General features: G+C 73.3%; 25 protein-coding genes and 1 pseudogene. 11 read left to right on the top strand and 15 right to left on the bottom strand.

Annotation, left to right across the window (positions count from 1 at the left end):
* Nucleotides 1–69: 69 nt before the first annotated feature.
* Nucleotides 70–498, bottom strand: a complete 429-nt coding sequence (locus tag KV205_RS12335) for a MerR family transcriptional regulator (protein ID WP_265864234.1) — start codon at nt 496–498, stop codon at nt 70–72.
* Between KV205_RS12335 and KV205_RS12330 the strand changes: the two genes are divergently transcribed.
* From KV205_RS12330 to KV205_RS12310, 5 genes are all read left to right on the top strand, one after another.
* A complete protein-coding gene (locus tag KV205_RS12330) occupies nt 497–1,300 on the top strand; it encodes a methyltransferase domain-containing protein (RefSeq protein WP_265864233.1) in 804 nt (267 codons plus the stop codon). The two genes, KV205_RS12335 and KV205_RS12330, sit on opposite strands and share 2 nt — an antisense overlap.
* A gap of 99 nt (nt 1,301–1,399) precedes the next feature.
* The gene (locus tag KV205_RS12325) at nt 1,400–1,711 is read left to right on the top strand and encodes a thioredoxin family protein (RefSeq protein WP_265864232.1); all 312 of its coding nucleotides are present in this window, start codon (nt 1,400–1,402) and stop codon (nt 1,709–1,711) included.
* 118 nt (nt 1,712–1,829) lie between these two features.
* Nucleotides 1,830–2,117 carry a hypothetical protein gene (locus KV205_RS12320; RefSeq protein ID WP_265864231.1) on the top strand — a complete coding sequence of 96 codons (288 nt, stop codon included), beginning with the start codon at nt 1,830–1,832 and terminating at the stop codon, nt 2,115–2,117.
* 2 nt (nt 2,118–2,119) lie between these two features.
* The gene (locus KV205_RS12315; protein ID WP_265864230.1) at nt 2,120–2,857 is read left to right on the top strand and encodes a heavy-metal-associated domain-containing protein; all 738 of its coding nucleotides are present in this window, start codon (nt 2,120–2,122) and stop codon (nt 2,855–2,857) included.
* On the top strand, nt 2,800–4,368 hold the full coding sequence (locus tag KV205_RS12310; protein WP_265864229.1) for a cation-translocating P-type ATPase: 1,569 nt from the start codon (nt 2,800–2,802) through the stop codon (nt 4,366–4,368). The genes KV205_RS12315 and KV205_RS12310 overlap by 58 nt, the downstream gene beginning before the upstream one ends.
* A 10-nt stretch (nt 4,369–4,378) precedes the next feature.
* On the opposite strand, the gene KV205_RS12305 is transcribed toward KV205_RS12310, so the two are convergent.
* Together KV205_RS12305 and KV205_RS12300 are read right to left on the bottom strand one after the other, a co-directional pair.
* Nucleotides 4,379–4,909, bottom strand: coding sequence for a hypothetical protein (locus KV205_RS12305; protein ID WP_265864228.1), 531 nt, complete (start codon nt 4,907–4,909; stop codon nt 4,379–4,381).
* Complete coding sequence (locus KV205_RS12300) at nt 4,909–5,043, bottom strand: hypothetical protein (RefSeq protein ID WP_265864227.1); 135 nt, start codon at nt 5,041–5,043, stop codon at nt 4,909–4,911. The genes KV205_RS12305 and KV205_RS12300 overlap by 1 nt, the downstream gene beginning before the upstream one ends.
* A gap of 121 nt (nt 5,044–5,164) precedes the next feature.
* Here KV205_RS12300 and KV205_RS12295 point away from each other — a divergent pair, with 121 nt between their 5' ends.
* Nucleotides 5,165–5,758 carry a TetR/AcrR family transcriptional regulator gene (locus KV205_RS12295; protein ID WP_265864226.1) on the top strand — a complete coding sequence of 198 codons (594 nt, stop codon included), beginning with the start codon at nt 5,165–5,167 and terminating at the stop codon, nt 5,756–5,758.
* A gap of 16 nt (nt 5,759–5,774) precedes the next feature.
* Here the strand turns inward: KV205_RS12295 and KV205_RS12290 are convergent, their stop codons facing one another.
* The 6 genes from KV205_RS12290 to KV205_RS12265 all read right to left on the bottom strand — a co-directional run bounded on the left by KV205_RS12290 (nt 5,775) and on the right by KV205_RS12265 (nt 9,507).
* Nucleotides 5,775–6,566: an SGNH/GDSL hydrolase family protein gene (locus KV205_RS12290; protein WP_265864225.1), complete on the bottom strand. Its 792-nt coding sequence runs from the start codon at nt 6,564–6,566 to the stop codon at nt 5,775–5,777.
* A 274-nt stretch (nt 6,567–6,840) separates the two neighbouring features.
* Nucleotides 6,841–6,987 (bottom strand): hypothetical protein, encoded by a 147-nt coding sequence (locus tag KV205_RS12285; RefSeq protein WP_265864223.1) that lies wholly within the window; start codon nt 6,985–6,987, stop codon nt 6,841–6,843.
* 47 nt (nt 6,988–7,034) lie between these two features.
* Complete coding sequence (locus KV205_RS12280; protein WP_265864222.1) at nt 7,035–7,442, bottom strand: type II toxin-antitoxin system PemK/MazF family toxin; 408 nt, start codon at nt 7,440–7,442, stop codon at nt 7,035–7,037.
* Between the two features lie 194 nt (nt 7,443–7,636).
* Nucleotides 7,637–8,344: a DUF6766 family protein gene (locus KV205_RS12275; protein ID WP_265864221.1), complete on the bottom strand. Its 708-nt coding sequence runs from the start codon at nt 8,342–8,344 to the stop codon at nt 7,637–7,639.
* An 84-nt stretch (nt 8,345–8,428) separates the two neighbouring features.
* The gene (locus tag KV205_RS12270; RefSeq protein WP_265864219.1) at nt 8,429–8,839 is read right to left on the bottom strand and encodes a hypothetical protein; all 411 of its coding nucleotides are present in this window, start codon (nt 8,837–8,839) and stop codon (nt 8,429–8,431) included.
* A 143-nt stretch (nt 8,840–8,982) separates the two neighbouring features.
* Complete coding sequence (locus KV205_RS12265; protein WP_265864218.1) at nt 8,983–9,507, bottom strand: MepB family protein; 525 nt, start codon at nt 9,505–9,507, stop codon at nt 8,983–8,985.
* Nucleotides 9,508–9,645: 138 nt separating this feature from the next.
* Between KV205_RS12265 and KV205_RS12260 the strand changes: the two genes are divergently transcribed.
* From KV205_RS12260 to KV205_RS12245, 4 genes are all read left to right on the top strand, one after another.
* The gene (locus KV205_RS12260) at nt 9,646–10,908 is read left to right on the top strand and encodes a pyroglutamyl peptidase (protein WP_265864216.1); all 1,263 of its coding nucleotides are present in this window, start codon (nt 9,646–9,648) and stop codon (nt 10,906–10,908) included.
* Between the two features lie 253 nt (nt 10,909–11,161).
* Complete coding sequence (locus tag KV205_RS12255; protein ID WP_265864214.1) at nt 11,162–11,698, top strand: 2'-5' RNA ligase family protein; 537 nt, start codon at nt 11,162–11,164, stop codon at nt 11,696–11,698.
* A gap of 206 nt (nt 11,699–11,904) precedes the next feature.
* The gene (hemG, locus tag KV205_RS12250; RefSeq protein ID WP_265864213.1) at nt 11,905–13,308 is read left to right on the top strand and encodes a protoporphyrinogen oxidase; all 1,404 of its coding nucleotides are present in this window, start codon (nt 11,905–11,907) and stop codon (nt 13,306–13,308) included.
* 393 nt (nt 13,309–13,701) lie between these two features.
* Nucleotides 13,702–14,001 (top strand): DUF1876 domain-containing protein, encoded by a 300-nt coding sequence (locus KV205_RS12245; protein ID WP_265864212.1) that lies wholly within the window; start codon nt 13,702–13,704, stop codon nt 13,999–14,001.
* Nucleotides 14,002–14,201: 200 nt separating this feature from the next.
* Here the strand turns inward: KV205_RS12245 and KV205_RS12240 are convergent, their stop codons facing one another.
* The 4 genes and pseudogenes from KV205_RS12240 to KV205_RS12225 form a co-directional block, all read right to left on the bottom strand.
* Nucleotides 14,202–14,810 (bottom strand): CBS domain-containing protein, encoded by a 609-nt coding sequence (locus KV205_RS12240; RefSeq protein WP_265864211.1) that lies wholly within the window; start codon nt 14,808–14,810, stop codon nt 14,202–14,204.
* A 75-nt stretch (nt 14,811–14,885) separates the two neighbouring features.
* Nucleotides 14,886–16,678, bottom strand: a pseudogene (locus KV205_RS12235) (FAD-dependent monooxygenase).
* Nucleotides 16,679–16,791: 113 nt separating this feature from the next.
* On the bottom strand, nt 16,792–17,460 hold the full coding sequence (locus tag KV205_RS12230; RefSeq protein WP_265864209.1) for a GntR family transcriptional regulator: 669 nt from the start codon (nt 17,458–17,460) through the stop codon (nt 16,792–16,794).
* A complete protein-coding gene (locus KV205_RS12225; RefSeq protein WP_265864208.1) occupies nt 17,457–18,677 on the bottom strand; it encodes a CaiB/BaiF CoA-transferase family protein in 1,221 nt (406 codons plus the stop codon). The genes KV205_RS12230 and KV205_RS12225 overlap by 4 nt, the downstream gene beginning before the upstream one ends.
* Nucleotides 18,678–18,812: 135 nt before the next feature.
* Between KV205_RS12225 and KV205_RS12220 the strand changes: the two genes are divergently transcribed.
* Entirely contained in the window at nt 18,813–19,997 is a 1,185-nt protein-coding gene (locus KV205_RS12220) for an acyl-CoA dehydrogenase family protein (RefSeq protein WP_265864206.1), read from the top strand.
* 53 nt (nt 19,998–20,050) lie between these two features.
* Here the strand turns inward: KV205_RS12220 and KV205_RS12215 are convergent, their stop codons facing one another.
* Both KV205_RS12215 and KV205_RS12210 read right to left on the bottom strand, forming a co-directional pair.
* The gene (locus KV205_RS12215) at nt 20,051–20,554 is read right to left on the bottom strand and encodes an FBP domain-containing protein (protein WP_265864205.1); all 504 of its coding nucleotides are present in this window, start codon (nt 20,552–20,554) and stop codon (nt 20,051–20,053) included.
* 87 nt (nt 20,555–20,641) lie between these two features.
* Nucleotides 20,642–22,123 carry a PLP-dependent aminotransferase family protein gene (locus tag KV205_RS12210; protein ID WP_265864204.1) on the bottom strand — a complete coding sequence of 494 codons (1,482 nt, stop codon included), beginning with the start codon at nt 22,121–22,123 and terminating at the stop codon, nt 20,642–20,644.
* Nucleotides 22,124–22,205: the final 82 nt, after the last annotated feature.

The following is a 22,205-nucleotide window of genomic DNA, read 5'->3' as shown; positions in this document are numbered from 1 at the left end:
GTCAGCGACCAAGAGCTCCTTGCCCTGACCGGCAGCGTGATCGTCGAAGTCACGGAGCGTCTGACGGGCTCAGGCCGGTGCCGTGCCGGCCGTACGAAGAGCGATCACGCGCTGGAACTCAGGGCAGGTGGCGATGTTGTCGTGGTCGCACTCCATGGCGCACTCTACGAGTGCGAGCTGGGCCTGGGCCTTCGTGATGATGTCGCGGAGGGACGCTCGCCGGTCGAACAGGATCTGTCGGCGGCCGTCGGAGTCCCGGGTGGCCATCATGGCGCGGATCTCCTCAAGGCCCAGGCCCGCCTCCTTGGCCCGGAGGATCATCGCCGTGCGCACCACATCGTCGTGACCGTATCTGCGGCGCCCGTTCCCGTCGCGGTCGGGTGAGAGGAGTCCCATCGACTCCCAGTGGCGCAGCACGTGTGTGGCGATCCCGAAGCGCTCGGCGAGGGCTCCGATGGGCAGCGGCCGGGCGGTTCGATCGCTCTGGCTTGACTTCATGCCGACATTAAGCGGCAGCCTTCGGGCCATGTCCAACACATGGGTACAAGAGGAATCGGGTGGTTCGGCGGCGCAGCTCATCGCTCTGCTGGACGCGGTGGACGACCTGCCCGACGCGCGGCAACTCCGCGAGGACTCGTACGAGTTGCTTCGTCTTCGTCCCGGCTCGACCGTCGTCGACGTCGGCTGCGGAGCGGGGCGCGCCGTCGCGGAGATGACTGACCGCGGCATGCGGGCGATCGGGCTGGACCTCAGCGAGGAGACGATCGCCGAGGCCGGTCGGCGACGGCCGGACGGCGACTTCAGGTGCGCCGAGGCGTACCGGTTGCCCTTCGGGGACGAGGAGGTGGACGCCTATCGGGCCGAGAAGCTCTATCACGAGCTCCCTGACCCGGCACGGGCGCTCAGCGAGGCGCGACGTGTCCTGGTGCCGGGCGGCCGCGTGGTGCTGATCGGCCAGGACTGGGACACCTTCGTCATCGACTCCGACGATGCCGCCCTGACCCGGACGATCGTTCACGCCCGGGCTGATCTGGTGCCTGGGGCCCGGACGGCGCGGCGTTATCGAAGCCTGCTGCTCGACGCCGGCTTCCGCGATGTCGCCCTGGAGGTACGCACCGGTGTGTTCACCGGTGATGCCATGCTGCCCGTGATCAGCGGCCTGGCCGAGGGCGCGAGCGCTGCCGGGGCCATCGCGCCGGCGGACGCGCGGCGGTGGATCGCGGAACAGCGGGCGCGAGCGGAGGCGGACCGGCTGTTTCTGGCGGTCCCGCTCTTCCTCGCCTCCGCCACCAGGGTGTAGACGGTCGAAAGGGGCGAGTCGCGAGCTCCGCGGTGATGGTCGCAACGGGGGCGTCAAGAGACGCGGAGCCACATCGCGCGACGGAGGCATCATGAAGAGGTGGAGATCGAGCTGCTCTACTGTGCCGGCTGCCCTAACTGGGCCGTCGCCCAGATGCGCCTCAATGAAGCCCTCGAAACAGTGGGCAGGCTGCCCGACTCGCTGGTGAGACTCCGTGCCGTCGAGACCGACGAGGATGCCCGGGCGCTGCACTTCAGCGGATCGCCCACGATCCTCATCGACGGACGCGATCCCTTCCCCGCTCCGGCCGGTTCGTACGGACTGACCTGCCGGGTCTATCCCACACCGGATGGTCTCGCCGGCGCACCCACCGTCCACCAACTCGTGCGGGCTCTCACGGACTTCGCGTAGGACCGGCGTGGCGTCCCTCGCGTGGGGCGGGGGTCTGTTCATGCCGGGCATGTTCCGCATCCGGGCGAACGAATAGTCCAGAATCTCGCGCAGCCCTCGGCCTCGTCCCGTTGCCTTCTTGTGGCACGCCATGCTGCTCGCGCTCGCCGCGATCACGGGCTGGTTCTGGGCACTCGCCGCGACAGCGGTCTTCTCTGCGGGCAGTCTGGACTACGGGCTGAGGGCCGCGCCGGGCCCGGCAACCGGACTCCTGGTCCTGGGCAGCGCCCTCCTGCTGGTCGGTTCGCTCGTCCAGGCGGCCCGGATCCTGGCCGCGCTCACCGCCCCGTCCCGCCCCCGTCCCGCCCCGGTCGATCCCCGGGCGAGGGACCCGACGGCTGCGTTCGGGAGACCGAAGGAGGAGTGAGCGTGCAGCACCCAGCGGAGCACCACGACCACGGCACACCCCACGGCGCCGAGCCGGGCAAAGAGCGCAGTACGGCGGTCCTGGACGTTCGCGGCCTTGCCTGGGCGTCGCAGCAGAGCACCGTAACCGCTGTGCTCGGCCGACGGCCCGGCGTGCTGGAGGTGGAGGTCAACCCGGTCGCGCAGGCGGCGACGGTGGTCTTCGACCCGCGCCGTACCTCGCTGGCCGAACTGCGCCGCTGGGTGACGGAGTGCGGCTACCACTGCGCCGGCCAGTCCGTGCCGTCCCACATCTGTGACCCGATGGCCGAACCGGACCCGGCCGAGGAGGCCGCCGAGGGCCGGAACGTGGCGCACGAGGACCACGCCGCAGGGGGTACGGCGACGGCCCCGCCTCCCGGCCACGTCGGGCATGCGGCGCACGAGGCCGCCACCGGCGCCGAGGCGGAGGCGATGCCGTCGCCGCACGAGCTGATGGGGCACGGCGGACACGAGGCCATGTCGATGGCGGACATGGTCGCGGACATGCGCAACCGCTTCCTGGTGGCGCTGGTGTTCTCCATCCCCATCGTCATCTGGTCGCCGATCGGCGAGGACGTGTTCGGCTGGCACGCACCCGTACCGTTCGGGCTGCGCCAGGACGTGTGGGCACTGCTGCTGAGCCTGCCGGTGATCTTCTACTCGTGCTCGATCTTCTTCGACGGGCAGTGCGAGCCCTGCGGGCCCGCACGCTCGACATGATGGTGCTCGTCGCGGTCGCCGTGGGCTCCGGCTGGCTGTACTCCCTGATCATCACCCTCACCGGGGGCGGCGACGTCTTCTACGAGGCGGCCACCGTCCTCGCCACCTTCGTCCTGCTCGGCCACTGGTTCGAGATGCGCGCCCGCGGCGGCGCCAACGACGCCATCCGCACCCTGCTCGACCTGGCACCGCCCAAGGCCCTCGTGATGCGCGACGGCACACCGGTCGAGATCCCGACCGCCGAGGTCGTGGCCGGCGACCTGCTGCTGGTCCGGCCGGGCGCCGAGATCGCCGTCGACGGGATCGTGGAGGAGGCCCCGGGCTCCCCGGTCGTCGGCGCGACCGTCAACGTCAACGGCACCCTGCGCGTACGGGCCACCAAGGTCGGCGCGGACACGGCGCTGGCCCAGATCGTGAAGCTGGTCCAGGAGGCCCAGAACTCCAAGGCCCCAGGTCAGCGGCTCGCCGACCGCGCCGCGTTCTGGCTGGTCTTCGTCGCGCTCATCGGCGGAGCCGCGACCCTGGCCGTCTGGCTGCTCGCCACCGACCGCACGTTCGGCGCGGCCATGCTCTTCGCCATCACCGTCGTCGTCATCACCTGCCCCGACGCCCTCGGCCTGGCCACCCCCACCGCGATCATGGTGGGTACGAGTCTGGGGGCCCGACGCGGTGTCCTGTTCAAGAACGCGATCGCCCTGGAGACCTCGGCCCGCGTCCAGACCGTGGTCATGGACAAGACCGGCACCCTGACCAAGGGCGAACCGGAGGTGACGGACGTGGTCACCGCCCCGGGCACGGACGAGGACGGCCTGCTGAGGCTGGTCGCGACGGTCGAGCGCGAGTCCGAGCACCCCCTCGCGGGAGCCGTCGTGCGGTACGCCGAGGCACGGCCCGTGGACGCGGCGAGCGCCCGGCACTTCGAGAACGTCCCGGGTCACGGCGCGACCGCCGTTGTCGACGGCCACCGGGTCGCCGTCGGCAACCGCCGCCTGGCCGAACGCGAGGGCGCCGACCTCGGCGACCTGGCCGCCCGGCGCGAGGAGCTGGCCGCCACCGGCCGTACCGTCGTCATCGCCACCGTCGACGGACGGGCCGCCGGCCTGATCGGCATCGCCGACGCGCCGAGGGAGACCTCGGCCGCCGCCGTGGCCGAGCTCCACGCCCTCGGCGTCGAAGTCGTCATGCTCACCGGGGACAACCAGGCCACCGCCGAGCGGATCGCGAGCCGCCTCGGCATCGACACCGTGATCGCCGAGGTCCTGCCGGGCGACAAGGCCGCCAAGGTCGCCGACCTGCAGCAGGGCGGCCGCACGGTCGCCATGGTGGGCGACGGCGTCAACGACGCCCCGGCCCTCGCCCAGGCCGACCTCGGCATCGCGATCGGCGCCGGCACCGACGTGGCCATCGAGACCGCCGACCTCGTCCTGATGCGCTCCGACTCTGCGAGCCGCGTGGTGGACCGGCAACGCCGCCGGACTGAATGGGGGGCGCAGGCGAGGGGCGCGCGGTAGTGGACGCGCATTATGAGGGGTGGGTGCTCGGGGACGTCCTGAGCTGCCTGCGCTGTCCGTAGCGGGTCCGCCCTTGGGGCTTGTACGTCGACAGAGCGGTCGCGAGGAGAAGCACCACCAGAGCCGCGGCGGACTGGACGACGAGCTGGGTCCGCGGGCCGGTGAGGGCATCGGCCGTCCAGTCCGGTGCTGCCGCCGCGCTCGCGATGTGGCTGATGGGCGGCATGTGCAGGAGCAGCGCGCCGGTCGCGAGGACCGTGATCGCGAGTTTCACCGTGACCCAGTAGTAGCGCAGCAGACCCCAGGTGGTGCCGAGCGAGGACACGACGCCGGTCGCCAGCGAGGCGAAGCAGAGCGGCACGATCACGTACCAGCCGGTCACGCCCATCGTGACGTACACCGACCGCACGGTCAGCGCGTCCTGCGCGGTCAGCCCGGTCACGGCGAGGGCGAGGAAGACCGCGACCGCGCCGAACCAGCCGACGGAGACGGTCACATGGGCGGTCAGGGCCAGCTTGCGCACGCGCGGCGACATCGCCATCAGCCGTGGCCCCGCATGCCGCCGCCCGCCAGGTGCAGAGCGAGAAAGGCCACGACGAGGACCGCGGCGCCGATCAGCAGGGCGGTCACCCAGCGGGGCCGGGGAGCGTGTGGGGGAGGGACCTGCTCGGACATGGGGCGACTCCGATGCGTACGGGAAGGAACGGCGGGACGCCGACCGCGCCCACCTTTTTCGATACAGAGTGTCTCTGTCAAGTCATGGTGTCACGCTCTCGTCGTCCCGTAGATTGTGGGGATGCCGAAGCTGTGGAACGAGACGATCGAGGCGCACCGCAACGCCGTGCGGGACGCGACGCTGGACGCGGCCGCCGCGCTGGTCGCCGAGCACGGCCTGATGGCGGTGACCATGTCGCGGATCGCGCAGGAGACCGGCATCGGGCGGGCGACGCTCTACAAGTACTTCCCGGACGTCGAGTCGATCCTCGTCGCCTGGCACGAGCGCCAGGTCGCCCACCACCTCGAACAGCTCGAAGCCGTGCGGGACCGCGTCGCGGACCCGGAGCGGCGGCTTCACGCCGTACTGGAGACGTACGCCCTCATCTCGTACGAGCGTCACGGCCACCACGGAACCGACATGGCCGCCCTGCTCCACCAAGGGCCGGCCATCACCCGGGCCCACCAGCGGCTCCTGGCGCTCGTCGAGGGCCTCGTCGCCGAGGGCGTGGCGAGCGGTGCGCTGCGCGCCGACGTCGCTCCCGGCGAGCTCGCCGCGTACTGCCTCCACGCACTGGGCGCCGCGGCGGGACTGACGTCGAAGGCGGCGGTACGGCGACTCGTCGCGGTCACCCTCGCCGGGCTCCGGCCCTCGGGTCCCCATGGCGAGGCGTGAGGGGTGAGGCGAGGAGCTACAGCGGCAGCAGTTCCGGCCGCTTCGGCTCCGGGACCTCGTCGGAGGCCCTGCCGAGCAGGTGCTCGCCGAGCCAGGGCAGGAAATGCTCCTTGGCCCAACGAAGGTCCTCCAGCCTCTGGGGCTGCCGTCCGGAGCCTTGGAGGGCGTCGGGCGCGGGCCCGCTGTTCATCGGGCCCAGCCCCAGAATCTCGGCGGCTCGTAGGGCGACCCGTCGGTGTCCTTCGGACGACAGGTGGAGTCGGTCGTCGCTCCACGCGAGGGGATGCTGGAGGGCTTTCATCGACCAGAGGTCGACGATCAGGCAGCCGTGCCGGTCCGCGATGGCGTGGACGTGCGCGGTGTAGGTGGCGATCTTTCCGCGCAGCCGACGCAGTACGGGCGTGCCTCGGGGATCGAACCCGGTGAACACGAGCACCTTCTTGGCGCCGGCACCGAGCTCGACGACGGCCTCCTCGAACCGCTCTGCGATGCGGTCCACGGAACTGCCCCACCGTAAAATGTCGTTGCCGCCGGCGCAGAAGCTCACCAGGTCCGGTGTCAGTTCGGCCACCTGCGGCACCTGCTCCTCGACGATCTCGTCGATGACCCGGCCCCGAACGGCGAGATTGGCGTAGCGGAAGGGCGCCGACGAGCGGTCGGCCAGCATCAAGGCGAGGCGATCGGCCCATCCCAGGAGGGCGCCGTCGGGTGTCTCGTCGCCGAGCCCCTCGGTGAAGCTGTCCCCCAGGGCCACGAACGAGCTGACGGGAATGTCGCCTCTCTCAACTGCGCTTCGTCTCGCCGGCATTCTGCTTCGCCCTCCCCTGGACACCGGATTCCGTCGTGACTCCTCAAGCCGAAGGACCGGGCGAGCACCGTGAGGTACGCCGGGCGGGCGGGGGATGTGCCGCGGGCGTACGTGCAGACACGAGACATCACCCGGTCCTGGCCGTTGGGGCTCGAAACCGGGGCGCCGGATCCCGAGCCGCGAGAAGCATCCTGACGCGGGCACGCAGCGCTCGACAAGCGCATGCGATTGCGGCAACGCGCCCTGGCGTGATCACGCCAGGGCGCGGGATTCGTCAGCCGTGATCGCCCCTTGCCACGGACAGGCGCTCGGTGAAGCTCTTCCCGGCGTCCCGGGACTCGTAGCTGCCGTCCTGGGTGGCCGCGAGGAGGTGCTGCTCGTCGACGGCGGTCAGGCCGAGGGGCTGCACAGCTGCTCCCACCAGCGGTCACCCGTCGACGGGATCGAGCTGGGCAGCACAGGCGTCCGCTATTCGAGTCCTTCGAGACGGCGGCGGGCATCTTTGATCTCGCTGATCCTGGCAGCCGTCATCGGGGTCCACTCCCTCCGCTCTCCAGCGGCACGGAGGGCTTCTCCAACCTCGCTGAGCTTCACGGAGGACAACACGCCCGCCCGCTCGATCAGGTCGTCCCGGGCCACGGTGGTCAGCCATGTGCACGGCGTAAAGCCTGGACGCGGGAACGCGCACCGCAGCACGCCTTCGAAGGGCAGTCCTTCCGGGGCTCCTACGGCCACTTCAACGCCCAGGCCGCTGATGTCGACGCCCGCCGGCGCAACGACCTGCATCGCCTGAAACCCGGATGACTCCTCGTCCGAGAGCAGCACGACCGGGCGTCGCTCATCGAAGTCGACCCACCAGACTTCACCGCGTTGCATGGGTCCTCCTGGCACGAGACGGCGGGCGAACGCTGCGTGCCCCGTGCGGGACACGGAACAGCGTAGACCCTGCCCGCTGGCAGGAGGCGTTCGAGGTCCTGATGTCCCGGATGGCGGGCCGGGGTGCCCACCGAGCGGTGCGGCTGCCGGACGTCGTCGCCCGCATGCCCGGGCGACTGCCCTTCCCGTCGGCTTCAGCCCTCCACACCGGTCGCGGAGTGCGGGGAACCGACCGGCTTGGACTCCGGGGAGCCGCGCTGGCGGAGGTAGACGGAGAGGATGGCCATCGCGGCGACGGCGAGCAGCTCCGACTGCCAGTTCTGCAGCGAGCGGTTCCAGAAGTCGGAGGACGCGAGGTAGGCGCCCCAGTCGATCGGCGCCTGGAGCCGCCGCAGCCGTTCCCCGTTGTACGCGGCGACGCCGGCGACGGACTGGGCGAACCACGACAGGAAGAAGAAGACCGCCATCGCCAGGCCCAGTGAGCGGGAGTAGAGCGCCTGACGCCAGTCCTTGGTGCCGGCCCAGCGGGGCGAGTCGGAGCCGGCGTGGTCGCCCATCCGTTGTTCGCGGTCGCTCTCCGCGCCTGCCCGGTCGAGGGACTTCGACTCCGGCGAGCCGCGCTGCAGGAGGTGGACGGTGCCGAACACGTACAGGAAGAACTGCAGGAACTCGGACTGCCAGTTCTCGGTGACGTCGACGGCGAAGTCCGAGGACATCAGATAGGCGCCGAACCCGATCTGCTGGAGCCCCTCGACGGCCAGCTGCTCGTTGAACTCCGCCCGCCCGGCGACGGCCTGGGCGGCGAGCACCACGAGGAAGGCCCCGCCGAAGACGAGGGTCAGGCTGTTGGAGCGCCAGAAGCCGGGGTGTTCGGCGCGGTCCGCACCGCGTCCGCTCGTCACCGGTGCATCGCTCCGATCGCCGTGAAGTAGGCGAGGCCGCCCAGGACGGTCAGGACGAGGCCGATGAACAGGGACTTCACTGCGTCACCCGCCCTTCAGCGAGCATCGGTACGGCTCGTCCGCCGCCTGCGGGACGCAGCCCGCCGCGGTGACCCGCCACCCGGCGTCGAACTGCGACAGGAACAGCGTGTCGCCCGTCATCCGCAGCAACGCCTCGCGCCCGTACAGATCGACGCCGCGCGCCGGGCCGGCGGGCGGCAGACCGAGGTCACGCAGGGCCGGGCCGCAGGGACCCTTCGCGTCCTCCTCGACCTCGTCGCGGGTCTCGGGGGCGAGCAGCTCGCAGCCGGCGCGGAAGTCCCCGGCGGCCAGCGCCGCGGCGAACCGCCGGCCGGCGGCGGAGGCGCCGTCCTCACGAGCGGCGGACGCGCCGCACCCGCACAGGAAGGCCGCGACCAGCAGCGCGCCGGCCGCCGCACGCAGAGGTAGCGACATGCCCTCACTCTGCCCGTGCCGGCCACCTGGTGCCGCGACGCGGGGCCGCCCGCACCGCCGCCTCACCCGATCGCGCGCTCCCGCTCGGCGGCGGCGCCGCGCCGGACTCCGCCGTCTCCGACCGTGCAGGAGGTGAGGGGCGCCTACGGATGGTAGAGGGCGTAGGCGCGGGTCAGGTCGGCCGGCCCGTGCTGACCGAGGTCGAGGAAGTGGTTCACCTGCCAGGCCTGGGTGCTGCGGGCCTGCCGGTTGGTCGTGGTCACCCACGGCGGGTAGACGCGGAATCCGCGCTTCCCGCCGGAGCCGTCGCGGGAGACGATGTCGTGCTCGCACAACACCTCGCGCGGGAACACGAACTGTCCGAAGCCGTCGTTGTCGCGGCTGCTGACGACGAAGAGGTCCACTCCGTCATCGGCGTCGAAAGGCCGGATCGGCCCCGCTTCGGAGCGCTGCCACACGGTGACGAACTGGCCCACCTTCGTGGGGGTGGTCCTGGCCGCGCGGAACCGGACCGAGCGGCCGTCGAGCGTGAACGCGCACGCCGCGTACTCGGCGCTCTCCGGTTCGGGCACCGGGAGGGAGCAGGCGAAGCCGCTCGGGTCGTACACCCGTGCCTTCGCCGCCGACAGGTCGTCGTGGAGGCCCGTCCACAGCTCGTTCGTCACCATGCGGTCATCCTGTCACCGCACCCGTGCGCGCCGGTTCGGCCCCCGGACGCCCCGTCGACGTTTCGAGGCGGGTGCGGGAGACTGCCCACCGTTCCCAGCAGTCTCCGACCCCCGTCGCATCCGCGTGAAAGGACTCCTGTGGCTTCCTTACGTGCCGCGCTCGCCCTTCCCCTCGCCGCCGCCTCCCTGGCCCTGGTGACGACCCCGGTCGCCTCGGCGGCGGCAGACACGGGCGGCGCCGTCACCGTCACCGCCGAGGAGGCTCGGCTCGACCGGGCCGCGCCCCAGGAGATCCTGCGGCGCAGCGGATTCGCCTCCGTGGCACGGGAGTTCGCCGATGACCTCGACCGGGCCGGGTCTTTCACCGCGGCCGAGCGGACGGTGGCCCGGTACGGGGCGGGGCTCTGGCGGCGGGCCGTGGACCGGGCGCAGGGGCGGGGGGACGCGGGCGGCGATCTGTCTCGGGACGACGACCGGCCGCTGTACTGGGCGCGACTCGCGCTCACCCGCGAACTCCGCGCCTGGCAGCCCGAGTTCAGGGTCACCGAGGAGGGCCGGGCCAGGCTGCTCGACCGGCTCGAACGGTCCTCGCGCGGCCAGGACTCGATCCGCTACCCCGCCGGGAAGGCCGGCAAGGGCGTGAAGCGGATCCTGCTGACCGGCTTCGACCCGTTCACGCTCGACCGGGACACCCGCATCAGCAACCCCTCCGGGGCCACCGCGCTCGCCCTGGACGGCACCTGGCTGCGCACCTCCGACGGCTCCCTCGCCCGGGTCGAGACGGCCGTCTTCCCGGTCCGCTGGGAGGACTTCGCCGACGGCACCGTCGAGCGGACCCTGCGTCCGCACCTGCCGAAGGTGGACCTCTTCACCACGGTGAGTCAGGGCCGGCCCGGCAGGTTCGACATCGAGCGGACCAACGGCGCCTGGCGCGGGGGCTTCCCCGACAACGAGAACCTGTCCCGTACGGAGACGGTGCCCGTCGACGATCCGGCCACGCAGCCCCAGTGGACCTCGACGACCCTGCCGTACGTGGCGATCACGGCGGCGTCCACCGGCCGCTTCCCGGTGTACGACAACACCTCGGTCACCGAGCTCCCGGCCGGCGCGGACCGGCCCGTGGTCCGCCCCGACGGGCCGACGCCCGGCTCCGTCGCCCGGGCGGGCGGCGGCGGGGACTACCTCTCCAACGAGATCGCCTACCGGGCCACCCTGCTGCGCGACCGACTCGGCCTGACACGGCTGCCCGGCGGCCATGTGCACACGCCGGTCCTTCAGTTCGGCCCGGGGAACACCGACCCGGCGACGGGCACGGTCACCGACCCCGAGTTCGTACGGAACCGGCTCGACATCATCGCGCAGGTGCGGGCGATCGTCGCCGTGGCCGCCGGAGCCGAGTAGGGCTGTCGCGGCCGTGTCAGCGACGGGCGGCGACACCCGGGCGGTTCGTGTGGCTGCTCGCGGGACCCGAGGACGCGCGCCGGCGGCCGGGGGTCCCGCTCCCCGGCCCGCTCGTGTGCCGCGCCGCTGGTCAGACCCGCCCCGGGCCTGACCAGCGGCGCGCATCGGGGGCAGGGCTCGACGAGGCCGACGCGGTCGTTCCGCGCGAAAACCGGCCGCGGTGCCTGCGGCGGAGCTGACACCATGCGGTGTCATGGCAGATGACAGCACCAGTGGATTCCAGGCGGGCCAGACGGCCCTCATCGTCCGGATACCGGAGGCGCAGCCGGCCGTCCGCAGGTGGCGGGAACGGTTCGACCCCTCGGCCCGGGCCGGCGTCCCCGCCCACGTCACTGTGCTCTTCCCGTTCCTCGACGAGAGTCGGCTTGACGCGCTCGTCCACTCCGCGCTCGCGGAGGTGCTGGGCGGCCACCCGGCCTTCGACCTGCGGTTCGAGCGATGCGGACGGCTGCCGGGAGTGCTCCTGCTCGTCCCCGAACCCGACACGCCGTTGCGGCAGCTCACCGAGGCGATCGCCGATCGCTGGCCGGAGGCTCCGCCGTACGGCGGCCGATTCGCCGAGATCGTTCCGCACTTGACCGTCGCTCAGGGGCAGCAGGAGGCCGTCACCGAGGAGATCGAGGCCGACCTCGCGGGCAGGCTCCCGCTCACCTCCCGCGTCTCCTCGGTCGAACTCATCGTCCATGACGGGGTGAAGTGGCAGGAACGGGCTTCGTTCCCACTCGCCTGAGACGCGATCGATCGAGACCCGATCGATCGAGACCCGATCGGTCCCGTGGTGTGCGTCACGGGTCCGTCGGGGGGACCGACGGGGCCGTTCGGCCCTTCTGCCGGGGTGGACGGTGCGCGTTCACTGCTCGTGGATCTCCGGCCGGCCGACGCTCCGGGACGCGGGCCGGGGATCTGCCGAGCAGTTCTCCCGCGAAAGGCATGCACATGGCTGGTCAGATCACACCGGCACCGGCACCGGGACACGTCGTCGTGGTCGGAGGCGGCGTCTCCGGTCTCGCGGCCGCCCACCGGCTGGTCGAGACGGGCGCGCGCGTGACGCTCCTGGAGGCGTCCGGGCGGCTGGGCGGCACGTTGCGGGCCGGGGAGATCGCGGGCGTGCCCGTGGACCTGGGCGCGGAGGCCCTGTTCGCGCTCCGGCCCGAGGCGGTCGACCTGGCCCGTGCCGTCGGGCTCGGCGAGTGCCTGGAGCCGGTCGTGACGACCTCCACGACGATATGGAGCCGCGGCGCCCACCGCCGCGTGCCCCGCGGTCACCTCATGGGCGTGCCGGGCGACTGGGCGGGCCTTGAGGGCCTGCTCTCCCCGGAGGGCATCGCGCGGATGAAGCAGGACCGCACCCTGCCGCGTACCGCCGTCGGCGAGGACGTCGCGATCGGCGCGTACGTGGCCGAACGGTACGGCCGGGAGGTCGTCGACCGGCTCCTCGAACCGCTGCTCGACGGCGTGTACGCGGGGGACGCGTACCGCATCTCGCTGCGCGCGACCCTTCCCGCGCTCTACGAGGAGGCCCGGAAGCACGGCACACTGCTCGACGCCGTCGCCGCCCTGCACCGCAAGCCTTCCCCGGCTGCGTCCTCCGGTCCCGTGTTCTTGGGCATCTCGGGCGGCATCGGCCGACTGCCGGGCGCCGTCGCCGGCGCCGTGCGCGACCGGGGCGGCGAGGTCCTGACCGACAGCCGCGTCCTCGGGCTCACCCGCGCCGAGGACGGCTGGCGGATCCGTACGACCGAGCGCGTCCTCACCGCGGACGGCGTGGTCCTCGCCGCCCCCGCCGGCGCCGCGGCGCACCTGCTGGACGCCGAGAGCCCGGCCGCCGCGGCCGACCTGTCCGGCATCGAGTACGCCTCACCCGCGCTCGTGACGCTGGCCTTCCGCCGTGCCGATCTGACCGTCCTGCCCGGCGGCAGCGGATTCCTCGTACCGCCGGTGGAAGGGCGCACGATCAAGGCCGCCACCCTGCTCTCCCACAAGTGGCGCTGGCTGCGCGAGACGGCCCCCGGACTCTTCGTGCTGCGCGCGTCCGTCGGCCGCCACGGGGACGAACGCGCGCTGCAGCTGGACGACGCCGAGCTCGTCGCGGCCGTCCGCCGCGACCTGGGCGAGGTCCTGGGACTGACCGCCGCCCCGGTGGCCTCGCGGGTCAGCCGCTGGCAGAACGGACTGCCCCAGTACGCGGTCGGGCACACCGCGCGGATCACGCGGATCCGCGAGGCGGTCGCGAAGCTGCCGCGGCTACGGGTCTGCGGAGCGGCGTACGACGGCGTCGGCATCGCCCACTGCGTGGCGAGCGGCCGCCGGGCGGCCGACGAGGTGCTGGGCGCCGCGTGACCCGAGCGCCCACTGAGCCGCGGGGCGGGCGGCGTGGGCGGCGCGGACGGGCGCGCCGGTCCGGCCCGCGGCCGGACTGCGTTCACCCGCCGTTCGGCCACGCACCGCGCACCCTCCGCGGCCGGGACCGTGGCCCGCACCGGCCGTGCGCCCCGCGCCACGGCGCTCGGCCTGCCGACAGCCGGAGGCGAGGGCGAGAGCCGGATCCGGCTCGGGGCCGGCGGCCCGCTCGCCCGTGCCGTCGCCCGGCGAGCGGCTCCCGAGGTTCCGCCCCGGCCCGGTCGGCGGCCACCCGCGAGAACGCCCGTGGCGCGCGGGCCGTGCGGGCGGGATGCTGGTAGGAGGAGGGCCGCGCGGTGTCTCCGCGTGGCCGCCCGTACGAGGAGGCAGGCCATGACACGGCACCTGGAGTGGAAGGTCGGCCTGGATCTGGTCGAGGAGAGCGGCAGGACCAAGGCGGAGGCCCGCCTGGAAACCGGCACGTCCACCCTCACCGGTCACGGCAGCGCCCGCTGCAACCCGGCGGACGTGGACGTACCGGTGATCGGTGACGACCTCGCCGCGAGCCGGGCCATGAAGGATCTGGCCGGAAAGCTGATGAGGGAGGCCAACCGGGAGATGGAGGCCGTGGGCGCCGACACCGTGCCCCGGCGCACCGGACCCGGATACGGCTGGCCCGAGGCGGTCGAGTGACCGGCCGCCGTCGGTTGACCGCATCCCCGGCCCGCCGGTGCCATCCGCACCGGCGGGCCGGCGGCGTGCGGGGGAGCGGCGGTACGGGCACGGCCGAACCGCGGCGGGCGACCGCTCTCCGACGGACGCTCGCTCTCCGACGGACGCCCGGTCTCCGTGCGCCGTGCGCGTGGTCGGTACGGCCCGGGCCCGGCGCGCGGTCAGTCCTCGGCGGGCGCCGCCTCGTCCTCGTAGGTCAGGCGGTCCACGACCTCCACGACCCCGTCCACGTCCTCGCAGAGGCGTACGAAGATCGGCGCGAGGCTCCGGCGCGGCAGGGTGCCGGTGAGGGTGACCCGGCCCTCGGCCACGTCGATGTGCAGGGAGGCGGGGGAGAGCCGCAGGATGCGGGTGACCACGTCCTCCACGATCTCCTCCTGGATCGCGCGGTCACGGCGCAGGAAGAGCTGCAGCAGGTCGGTGCGGCTGAGCACGCCGATGAGGCGTCCGTCCGCGTCCACCACCGGCAGCCGCTTCACCCGGTGCCGTTCCATGTGCCGGGCCGCCTCGACCGCCGTCCATGAGGGGCGGGCGCTGACCACGGGGCTGGTCATCATCGCCTCGGCGGTGCTCGGGCCGTCCTTGGCGGTGTGCCGCCGCAGCAGATCCGCCTCCGAGACCACGCCCACCGGCCGGTTCTCGGCGTCGACGACCGGCACGGCGGTGATGCCGTACTCGTCGAGCAGCCGGGCGATCTCCTTGAACGGCGTTCCCGGCTGCACGGCGACCGCGGTCGGCGTCATGAGGTCGGCGACACTGCGGTGCCTCATTGTTCGTCCCGTCCCTTCTCGACTCCTTTGTCCATGATCCCTCACGAAGCCCGGACGGCGGGAGCCGACCCCGGTTCAGGACGGGGACGGGGACGAGGTCGGCGACGGCTGCGGCGGTCGGGCGGCGGGGCCGGCGCCCGCTCGCTCGCCGAACACCCCTGCCAGATAGGCGTCGAGCGCACCCGCCCCGTCCGGTGCGAGCCGCGCCCCGAGATACCCGTCGGGCCGTACGAGGAAGGCCGTCGGAGCCGTTACGGAGTACTGCCGGGCGAACTCGCCCCGCGCGTCCCGGTACACGGCGACCCCCGCCGCCGGGGCGCCGCCGTCCGCCGCCGTAGCCGGCAGCACCGCGCACACCTCGACCGCGCCGCCCGACAACTCGGCCGCCCGCGCCGCCAGTTCGGGCCCGGGCCGCCCGTCCCCGTACAGGAGCAGGACATGACCCCGGCCGCGCAGCACGTCGTACAGGCGCAGGGGGAAGGCGGTGAGCGGGCCGGTGAGCCCGCCGCAGTCCGGCGCCCGGTCCCCGGCGAGCGGCCCTTCGCGCCCGCTCGTGCCGCTCGTACCGCTCGCGCCGTTCCCGGCGACGACCGGGCTGCCGCGATAGCCGACGAGCAGCTGCGCCTCGCGCAGCAGCAGCGTGTCCGGGTCCTCGCGGTCGGCCTGCACGCCCTCGGCGGAGTGCCGCAGGGTGCGCCCCACGACCTCCTCGCCCACCGGGTGTCGCTCGGCGTGATAGCTCGCGAGCAGCCCGGGTCCCGCCGTGCCGCGCACCGCGAGCGACAGTTTCCAGGCCAGGTTGTAGGCGTCCTGGATGCCGGTGTTCATGCCCTGCGCGCCGGTCGGCGGATGGATGTGCGCCGCGTCGCCGGCCACGAACACCCGTCCGACGCCGTATCGGTCGACCAGGCGGTGACTGATCCGGAAGACGGACGACCAGCGCAGCGCCGAGGCCGTCACCGGGCGCGGTGAGAGGCGGTCGAGCACCTCCTGGATGTCCGCCAGGCCGGGGGCACGCGGGTCGGTCTCCAGTCCGTGCGCCACCGCATCGCCGGAGCCGCCGGTCCCGGCCGCGGCGTTCCGGGCGACGGACAGTGCGGGCGGCACCTTCATGGACATCCGGTAGCGGCGCCGGCCCGGCAGCGGGATGCACACCAGGACGTCGTCCACGGCGCCGTCCGGCCCGTGGTGCATCGACCGGATCCCGTACTCCGGCGGCAGGTCCCAGTCCACCTCGACGTCGCCGAGCATGAACTCCTCGGGGAACGCCCCGCCCTCGAAACCCAGCCCCAGCGCCTTGCGCACCGTGCTGTGCGCGCCGTCGCAGCCCACCAGATACCGGCAGCGGACCTCCTCCTCGACCGGTGCCCCGCCGGCCGCACCCGCTGTCCCTGCCACGCTGGTCCGCCGCAGCAGCGCCGTCACGCCGTCCGCGTCCTGGTCGAGGCCCACCAGTTCCGTCTCGCGCTCGATGCGCGTGCCGTACCGGCCCAGGAGCTCTTCGAGGATCCGCTCCGTCTCGTACTGCGGCAGCGCCGCGAAGCGGTACGGGACCTCGTCCGGCAGGCTCAGCTCGAACCGCATCTGCTCCTTGCCGTCCGCGTACACGATCTGCCGCGCATCGGCACGGCCGCCTCCATGGCCTCCCGCACACAGCCCATCCGGTCCCAGATCTCCAGGGTGCGCGGCTGGACGCCGACCGCCTTCGCGTACGGCAGGCGCTCCGGCAGCCGGTCCACGATCCGCACCGCCGTGCCCTGCCGGCGCAGTTCGGCGGCGGCGGTGAGCCCCACGGGTCCGGCGCCGACGACGAGGACGTCCAGGACGGACGGCGTGCCGCCACGGAGCGTGGCGCGGTCGTTGCGCATGGTCGGTGCCTTCCTGGAGGACGCCCCTCCTCCATCCTCGGCCGCCCCTCCCGGCGCCGCACCCCGCGCCCGCCGCCAGAGACCGCGCCCGCTCCCAGCACCCGCGCCGGGCCTCAGGCCCGGTCGAGCACCCGGCGCAGCGCCGCCACCGCGTGGTCGCGGTGCTCGTCCAGCCGGCGCAGCGCCGCGGCCTCGTCGCTCTCGGCGACCGCCGAGACGACCGCCCGGTGCTCGTGGACGGCCCGCTCGCGGTGCGGGTCCTCGGCGTAGTAGAGCGCCCGGTACGCGTCGGTCGCGTCCCACAGGGTGGCGATCAGGCGCACCAGGCGGGGCATCCCGGAGGCTTCGATCAGGGTGAAGTGGAAGCGCCGGTTGGCCTCGGCCATCACCGTCACGTCACCGGCCTCGGCGGCTCGCTCCACCTCCTCCTGGATCCGTTCGAGGGCGTCGGCGAGTCCGTCGGGGGAGCGGACGAGCGCGGTGCGCACCGCCTCCGTCTCCAGGAGCCGGCGGATCCGGTAGATCTCCTCCAGGTCCGCCACGGACAACTCGGCGACGTAGTAACCCCGGTGGACGTGGTGCACGACCAGGCCCTCGGCCTCCAGGGTCTTCAGGGCCTCGCGCAGCGGCACCCGGCTCACGTCGAGCCGGGCCGCCAGGGCGTCCTGCCGGATCGGGTCGCCCGGCCGCAACTCCCCGGTGGTGATGGCCCGTCGCAGCTCGGTGAGCACGAACTGCTGGGCGGTCGGGGGCCGTCGCCGCTCCACGGTGTCGCCACTCATCGCCCGGCCGTCCTCTCCTCGGAACATTCCGCACCTTCCCCGGACGGCCCCGCCGGTTCCGCGAGTTCCGCAAGCACCTCCGCCGTGTGCTCGCCGAGGCGCGGCGGAGCGGAGCGGTACGCGGCGGGCGTGGCGCCGAAGGCGACCGGGTGGGCCACCTGCCCCGGTCCCGCCGCCTCCGCCGGGACCCGCGGCGCGAGTCCCAGGCGCTCGGCGAGCGCGAAGGCGCCGCCCAGGTCGTTGATCGGCCCGCACGGCACCCCGGCCGCCGTGAGCTCCTCGAACCAGGCGTCGGCGGTGCGCTCCGCGAGCCGCCGGGACAGCTCGGCACCCAGCTCCTCCCGGTGCGCGACCCGGGCCGTGTTGGTGGCGAACCGGGGGTCGTCGGCGAGGGCGGGTGCGCCGATCCGCCCGCACAGGGCGCGGAACTGGCGGTCGTTGCCGACGGCCAGGACCAGCGGCCGGTCGCTCGCCTCGAACACCTCGTACGGGGTGATGCTCGGGTGGCGGTTGCCCAGGGCGCGCGGGACGACCCCGGCGGCGAGGTGCGCGGCGGACTGGTTGGTGAGCGCGGAGAGCAGCGAGGTCAGCAGCGAGACCTCGATCCGCTGGCCCTCGCCGGTGCGTTCGCGGTGCCGCAGCGCGGCGAGCACGCCCATGCCCGCGTGCAGGCCGGTGATGACGTCGACAAGCGCGACGCCCGCCTTGGTGCCGGGTCCGCCGGGCTCGCCGGTGACGCTCATCAGCCCGCCCATCGCCTGCACCAGCAGGTCGTAGCCGGGCAGCGCGGCACCCTCCGCCGAACCGAACCCGGTCACCGAGCAGTAGACCAGGCCGGGGTTGGTCTTCCGCACCCGTTCGTAGCCGAGGCCGAGGCGTTCCATGGTGCCGGGGCGGAAGTTCTCCACCAGGACGTCGGCCCGGTCCACCAGCGCCCGGGCGGCATCGAGGCCGGCCGGGTCGCCCAGGTCGAGGGCCACGGAACGCTTGTTGCGGTTCACCCCGAGGAAGTAGGTGGCCTGCCCGTCGGCGAACGGCGGGCCCCACGCGCGCGTGTCGTCGCCCGCGCCGGGCCGCTCGATCTTCACGACCTCGGCGCCCAGGTCGGCGAGGAGCATCGTCATGTACGGCCCGGCGAGCACCCGGCCGAAGTCCGCCACGACGATCCCGGACAGGGCACCGGCCGGGCCGGCCGGTTCCGGCTGCTGCGTGTGCATTCCGCCTCCCTCGTCGGTGATCGGATCCAAGCGGACCGTAGCCAATGGAGATCGCATATTCAATACTGGATCCAATATCCGATCTCCCGCTACGCTGCCGCTCGCCGAGTTGTCACAGTCGCCAGGAGGCCGTCCGTGAAGTCGCCGAATCCGTCGCCCGTCCACCCGCTCGATCTACTCGCGATCGACGGACTCCTCACCGACGAGGAGCGGGAGATCCGCGGGACCGTCCGCACCCTCGCCGACCGCGAGCTGCGCCCGCACATCGCCGAGTGGTTCGAGTCCGGCGAGATCCCGGCCCGCGAACTCGCCCGCACCCTCGGCGGTCTGGGCGTCCTCGGCATGCACCTGGAGGGCTACGGCTGCGCGGGCACCAACTCCGTGGCGTACGGCCTGGCCTGCATGGAGCTGGAGGCCGTCGACTCCGGACTGCGCTCGCTGGTCTCCGTGCAGGGCTCGCTCGCCATGTACGCCATCTGGAAGTACGGCTCCGAGGAGCAGAAGCAGCGCTGGCTGCCCGGCATGGCGGCCGGCGAGTACATCGGCTGCTTCGGCCTGACCGAGCCCGACGCCGGCTCCGACCCGGGCGCCATGCGCACCCACGCCAAGCGCGACGGCTCGGACTGGATCCTCAACGGCACCAAGATGTGGATCACCAACGGCTCGGTGGCCGATGTCGCCGTCGTCTGGGCCCGCACCGAGGACGGCGTCCGCGGCTTCGCCGTGCCCACCGACACCCCCGGCTTCAGCGCGCCCGAGATCAAGCGGAAGCTGTCCCTGCGCGCCAGCGTCACCAGCGAACTCGTCATGGAGGACGTGCGGCTGCCCGCCGACGCCATGCTCCCGGGGGCCCGCGGGCTGTCCGGCCCGCTCGGCTGCCTCAACGAGGCGCGCTTCGGCATCGTCTTCGGCGCTCTCGGCGCCGCCCGCGACTGCCTGGAGGCGGCGATCTCGTACGCGGGCGACCGCACCGTCTTCGCCCGTCCGCTCTCCTCGTACCAGCTCACCCAGCAGAAGCTGGCCGACATGGCCGTGGAGCTCGGCAAGGGCATGCTGCTCGCCGTCCACCTCGGGCGCCTCAAGGACGCCGGCACCCTGACCCCCGAGCAGATCAGCGTCGGCAAGCTCAACAACGTGCGCGAGGCGATCGCCATCGCCCGCGAGTGCCGGACCATCCTCGGCGCCAACGGCATCACCCTCGAATACCCGGTGCTGCGCCACGCCAACAACCTGGAGTCGGTGCTCACCTACGAGGGCACCAGCGAGGTGCACGCGCTCGTCATCGGCAAGGCGCTCACCGGCGAGCAGGCCTTCCGCTGAGCCTGAGCCCCGGCACGGGGGAACGCCGGCCCCGGCGTCCCCCGGTTCGCAGGTCAGCCGGCCGTGACCCGGCCGACGAAGCCGTTCAGGTTGCCCATCATCCGCGCGACCTGCTCGTCGGGCGTCAGGGACTCCTCGTGCCGCTGCCCGCGCAGCTTCGGCTGCCGCTTGCCCCGCACGTACAGCGGGCAGGCCAGGTCGGCACAGATGTACGTGCCGACCGTGTTGCCCTCCCGGCCCCGGGCGCCGGCCAGCGGCGCGGCCAGCAGCGTCACGCCCGAGGAGGCGTGCGAGGTCAGACAGATCTGGCACATGCTGGACTTCATCGCACTGGTGCGGCCGACCGCCGGCACCCGCAGCGTGACGCCGACCGGCCCCTCGGGGCCCGGCACCACGACATGGGCGCGCAGCGGCGCGCCCGGGTCGACCCAGCCCAGGAAGTCCAGGTCGGGCCAGGGCAGCTCGGCGAAGTCGAGCGGCAGCTTCATCCGGGCCGCGTCACCCTTCGTGCAGTTCACGAAGGACGCGCGGATCTCTTTCTCGGTCAGTGGTTCCACTCGCTCGACCGTACACACGGTCCTTGCCCCGGGCATCCGATTATCGGTGCGGAAGTACGGGAAACCGGGATGAGCCAGGCATACGGCTCAGGCCACCCAGTCCGGCAGCGCCGGGTCCGCGAACGGGGCCGGCGCCCCGGCGAGCGCCGCCGCGAGCCGCTCCGCCGCCGTCCCGTACACCTCGGCCGGCAGCGCGTACGGGATCCGCAGCCGGTGCTCATGGGTGCCCGGGTCGACCCCGAACCGGGCGCCGCCCTCCACCCGTACGCCGTGCCGCAGGGCCTGTGCCGCGAGCTGCGAGGCCATCGGCCGGCCCAGATCGATCCAGAGGCACAGTCCGCCCGGCGGCAGCGTCCACCGCCACTCCGGGAGGTGTGTGGCGAGCGCCGCCACCAGCGCCTCCCGGCGCCGCCGCAGCTCCGCCGCCCGCCCCGGCAGCAGCGGATCGATCCGGTCCATCAGCGCCATGGCCACCAGCTGGTCCAGGACCGAACCCGCCAGGTCGTGGGTGATCCGCACCCGCGCCAGCTCCGTCACCACCCGCGCCGAGGCCCGCGCCCAGCCGACCCGAAGCCCGCCCCAGCAGCTCTTGCTCAGCGAGCCCACGGCGATGATCTGCTCCCCGGCCCCCGGCCCCGCCGAGGCCGCGAAGGGCCGGGGCGCCGGCACGTCGAGCGCGATGTCGGACAGCGTCTCGTCCACCACCAGCCAGGTCCCGGTGGCCCGCGCCGCCCGTGCCACCTCCCGCCGCTGCTCCTCCGGCATCAGCCGCCCGGTCGGATTGTGGAAGTCCGGGATCAGATACGCGAGCCGGGGCGCCGTCTGCCGCAGCGCCGCGTCGACAAGCCCGCTGTCCCAGCCCGACTCGGTGACCGGCACCGGGGTGATCCGCATCCGCTGCCCGCGCATCGCGTCCAGGGCGTTGGTGTACGAGGGGTTCTCGGCGAGCACCCGGTCCCCGGGCCCGCCGAGCAGCGCGAAGGCGAGGGCCAGCGCCTGCTGCGCGCCGGTGGTGACCAGGATCTGCTCGGGCCGGGTGGGCAGCCCGCGCGCGGTGTACCGGTCCGCGATCGCCGCCCGCAGCTCCGGCAGCCCGTACGGGTGGTAGCCCTGGCTCGCCGCGTAGCGCGGCACCTCGGCGGCGGCCCGCGCCAAGGCCTCGGACAGCACGTCGGCGGGCGCCTCGGGCGCGGCGAGCGCGAGGTCGATCACCGTGCCCGAGTCGCCCTGCAGCGCGGCCGGGCCGACCGGCGGCTGCCCCTCGGGCAGCGCGGTCCAGGTGCCCGCGCCCTGCCGGCTGTGCGCGTACCCGCTCTCCCGCAGCAGGTCGTACGCGCCGGTGACGGTCGTACGGGACACCCCGAGGGCCACCGCCAACTCCCGCTCGGCGGGCAGCCGGAGCCGCAGCGCGACCCGCCCGTCGAGCAGCGCCTGCCGCACCGCCCGGGCCAGCTCGCGATAGCCGAACCGGCCGTCGGCCGGCGGGGTGAGCAGGGCCGCCAGCTGGCGCCCGCTCAGGGTGCGGTCCGACACGGTGCCCACGGAGCGGACCACTCGACCGTCTGCCATGCCAATCACTCCTCATTGGCCGTGCTCTCCAGGCCAATAAGGCTACAGACTCCCCTCAGTGGCCTGATGGCCTGGGGAAGGA

The organism is Streptomyces sp. SKN60 (assembly GCF_026236535.1).
In the GTDB taxonomy this organism is placed as follows: Bacteria; Actinomycetota; Actinomycetes; order Streptomycetales; family Streptomycetaceae; genus Streptomyces.
This window is presented reverse-complemented; position numbering and strand designations above follow the sequence as displayed.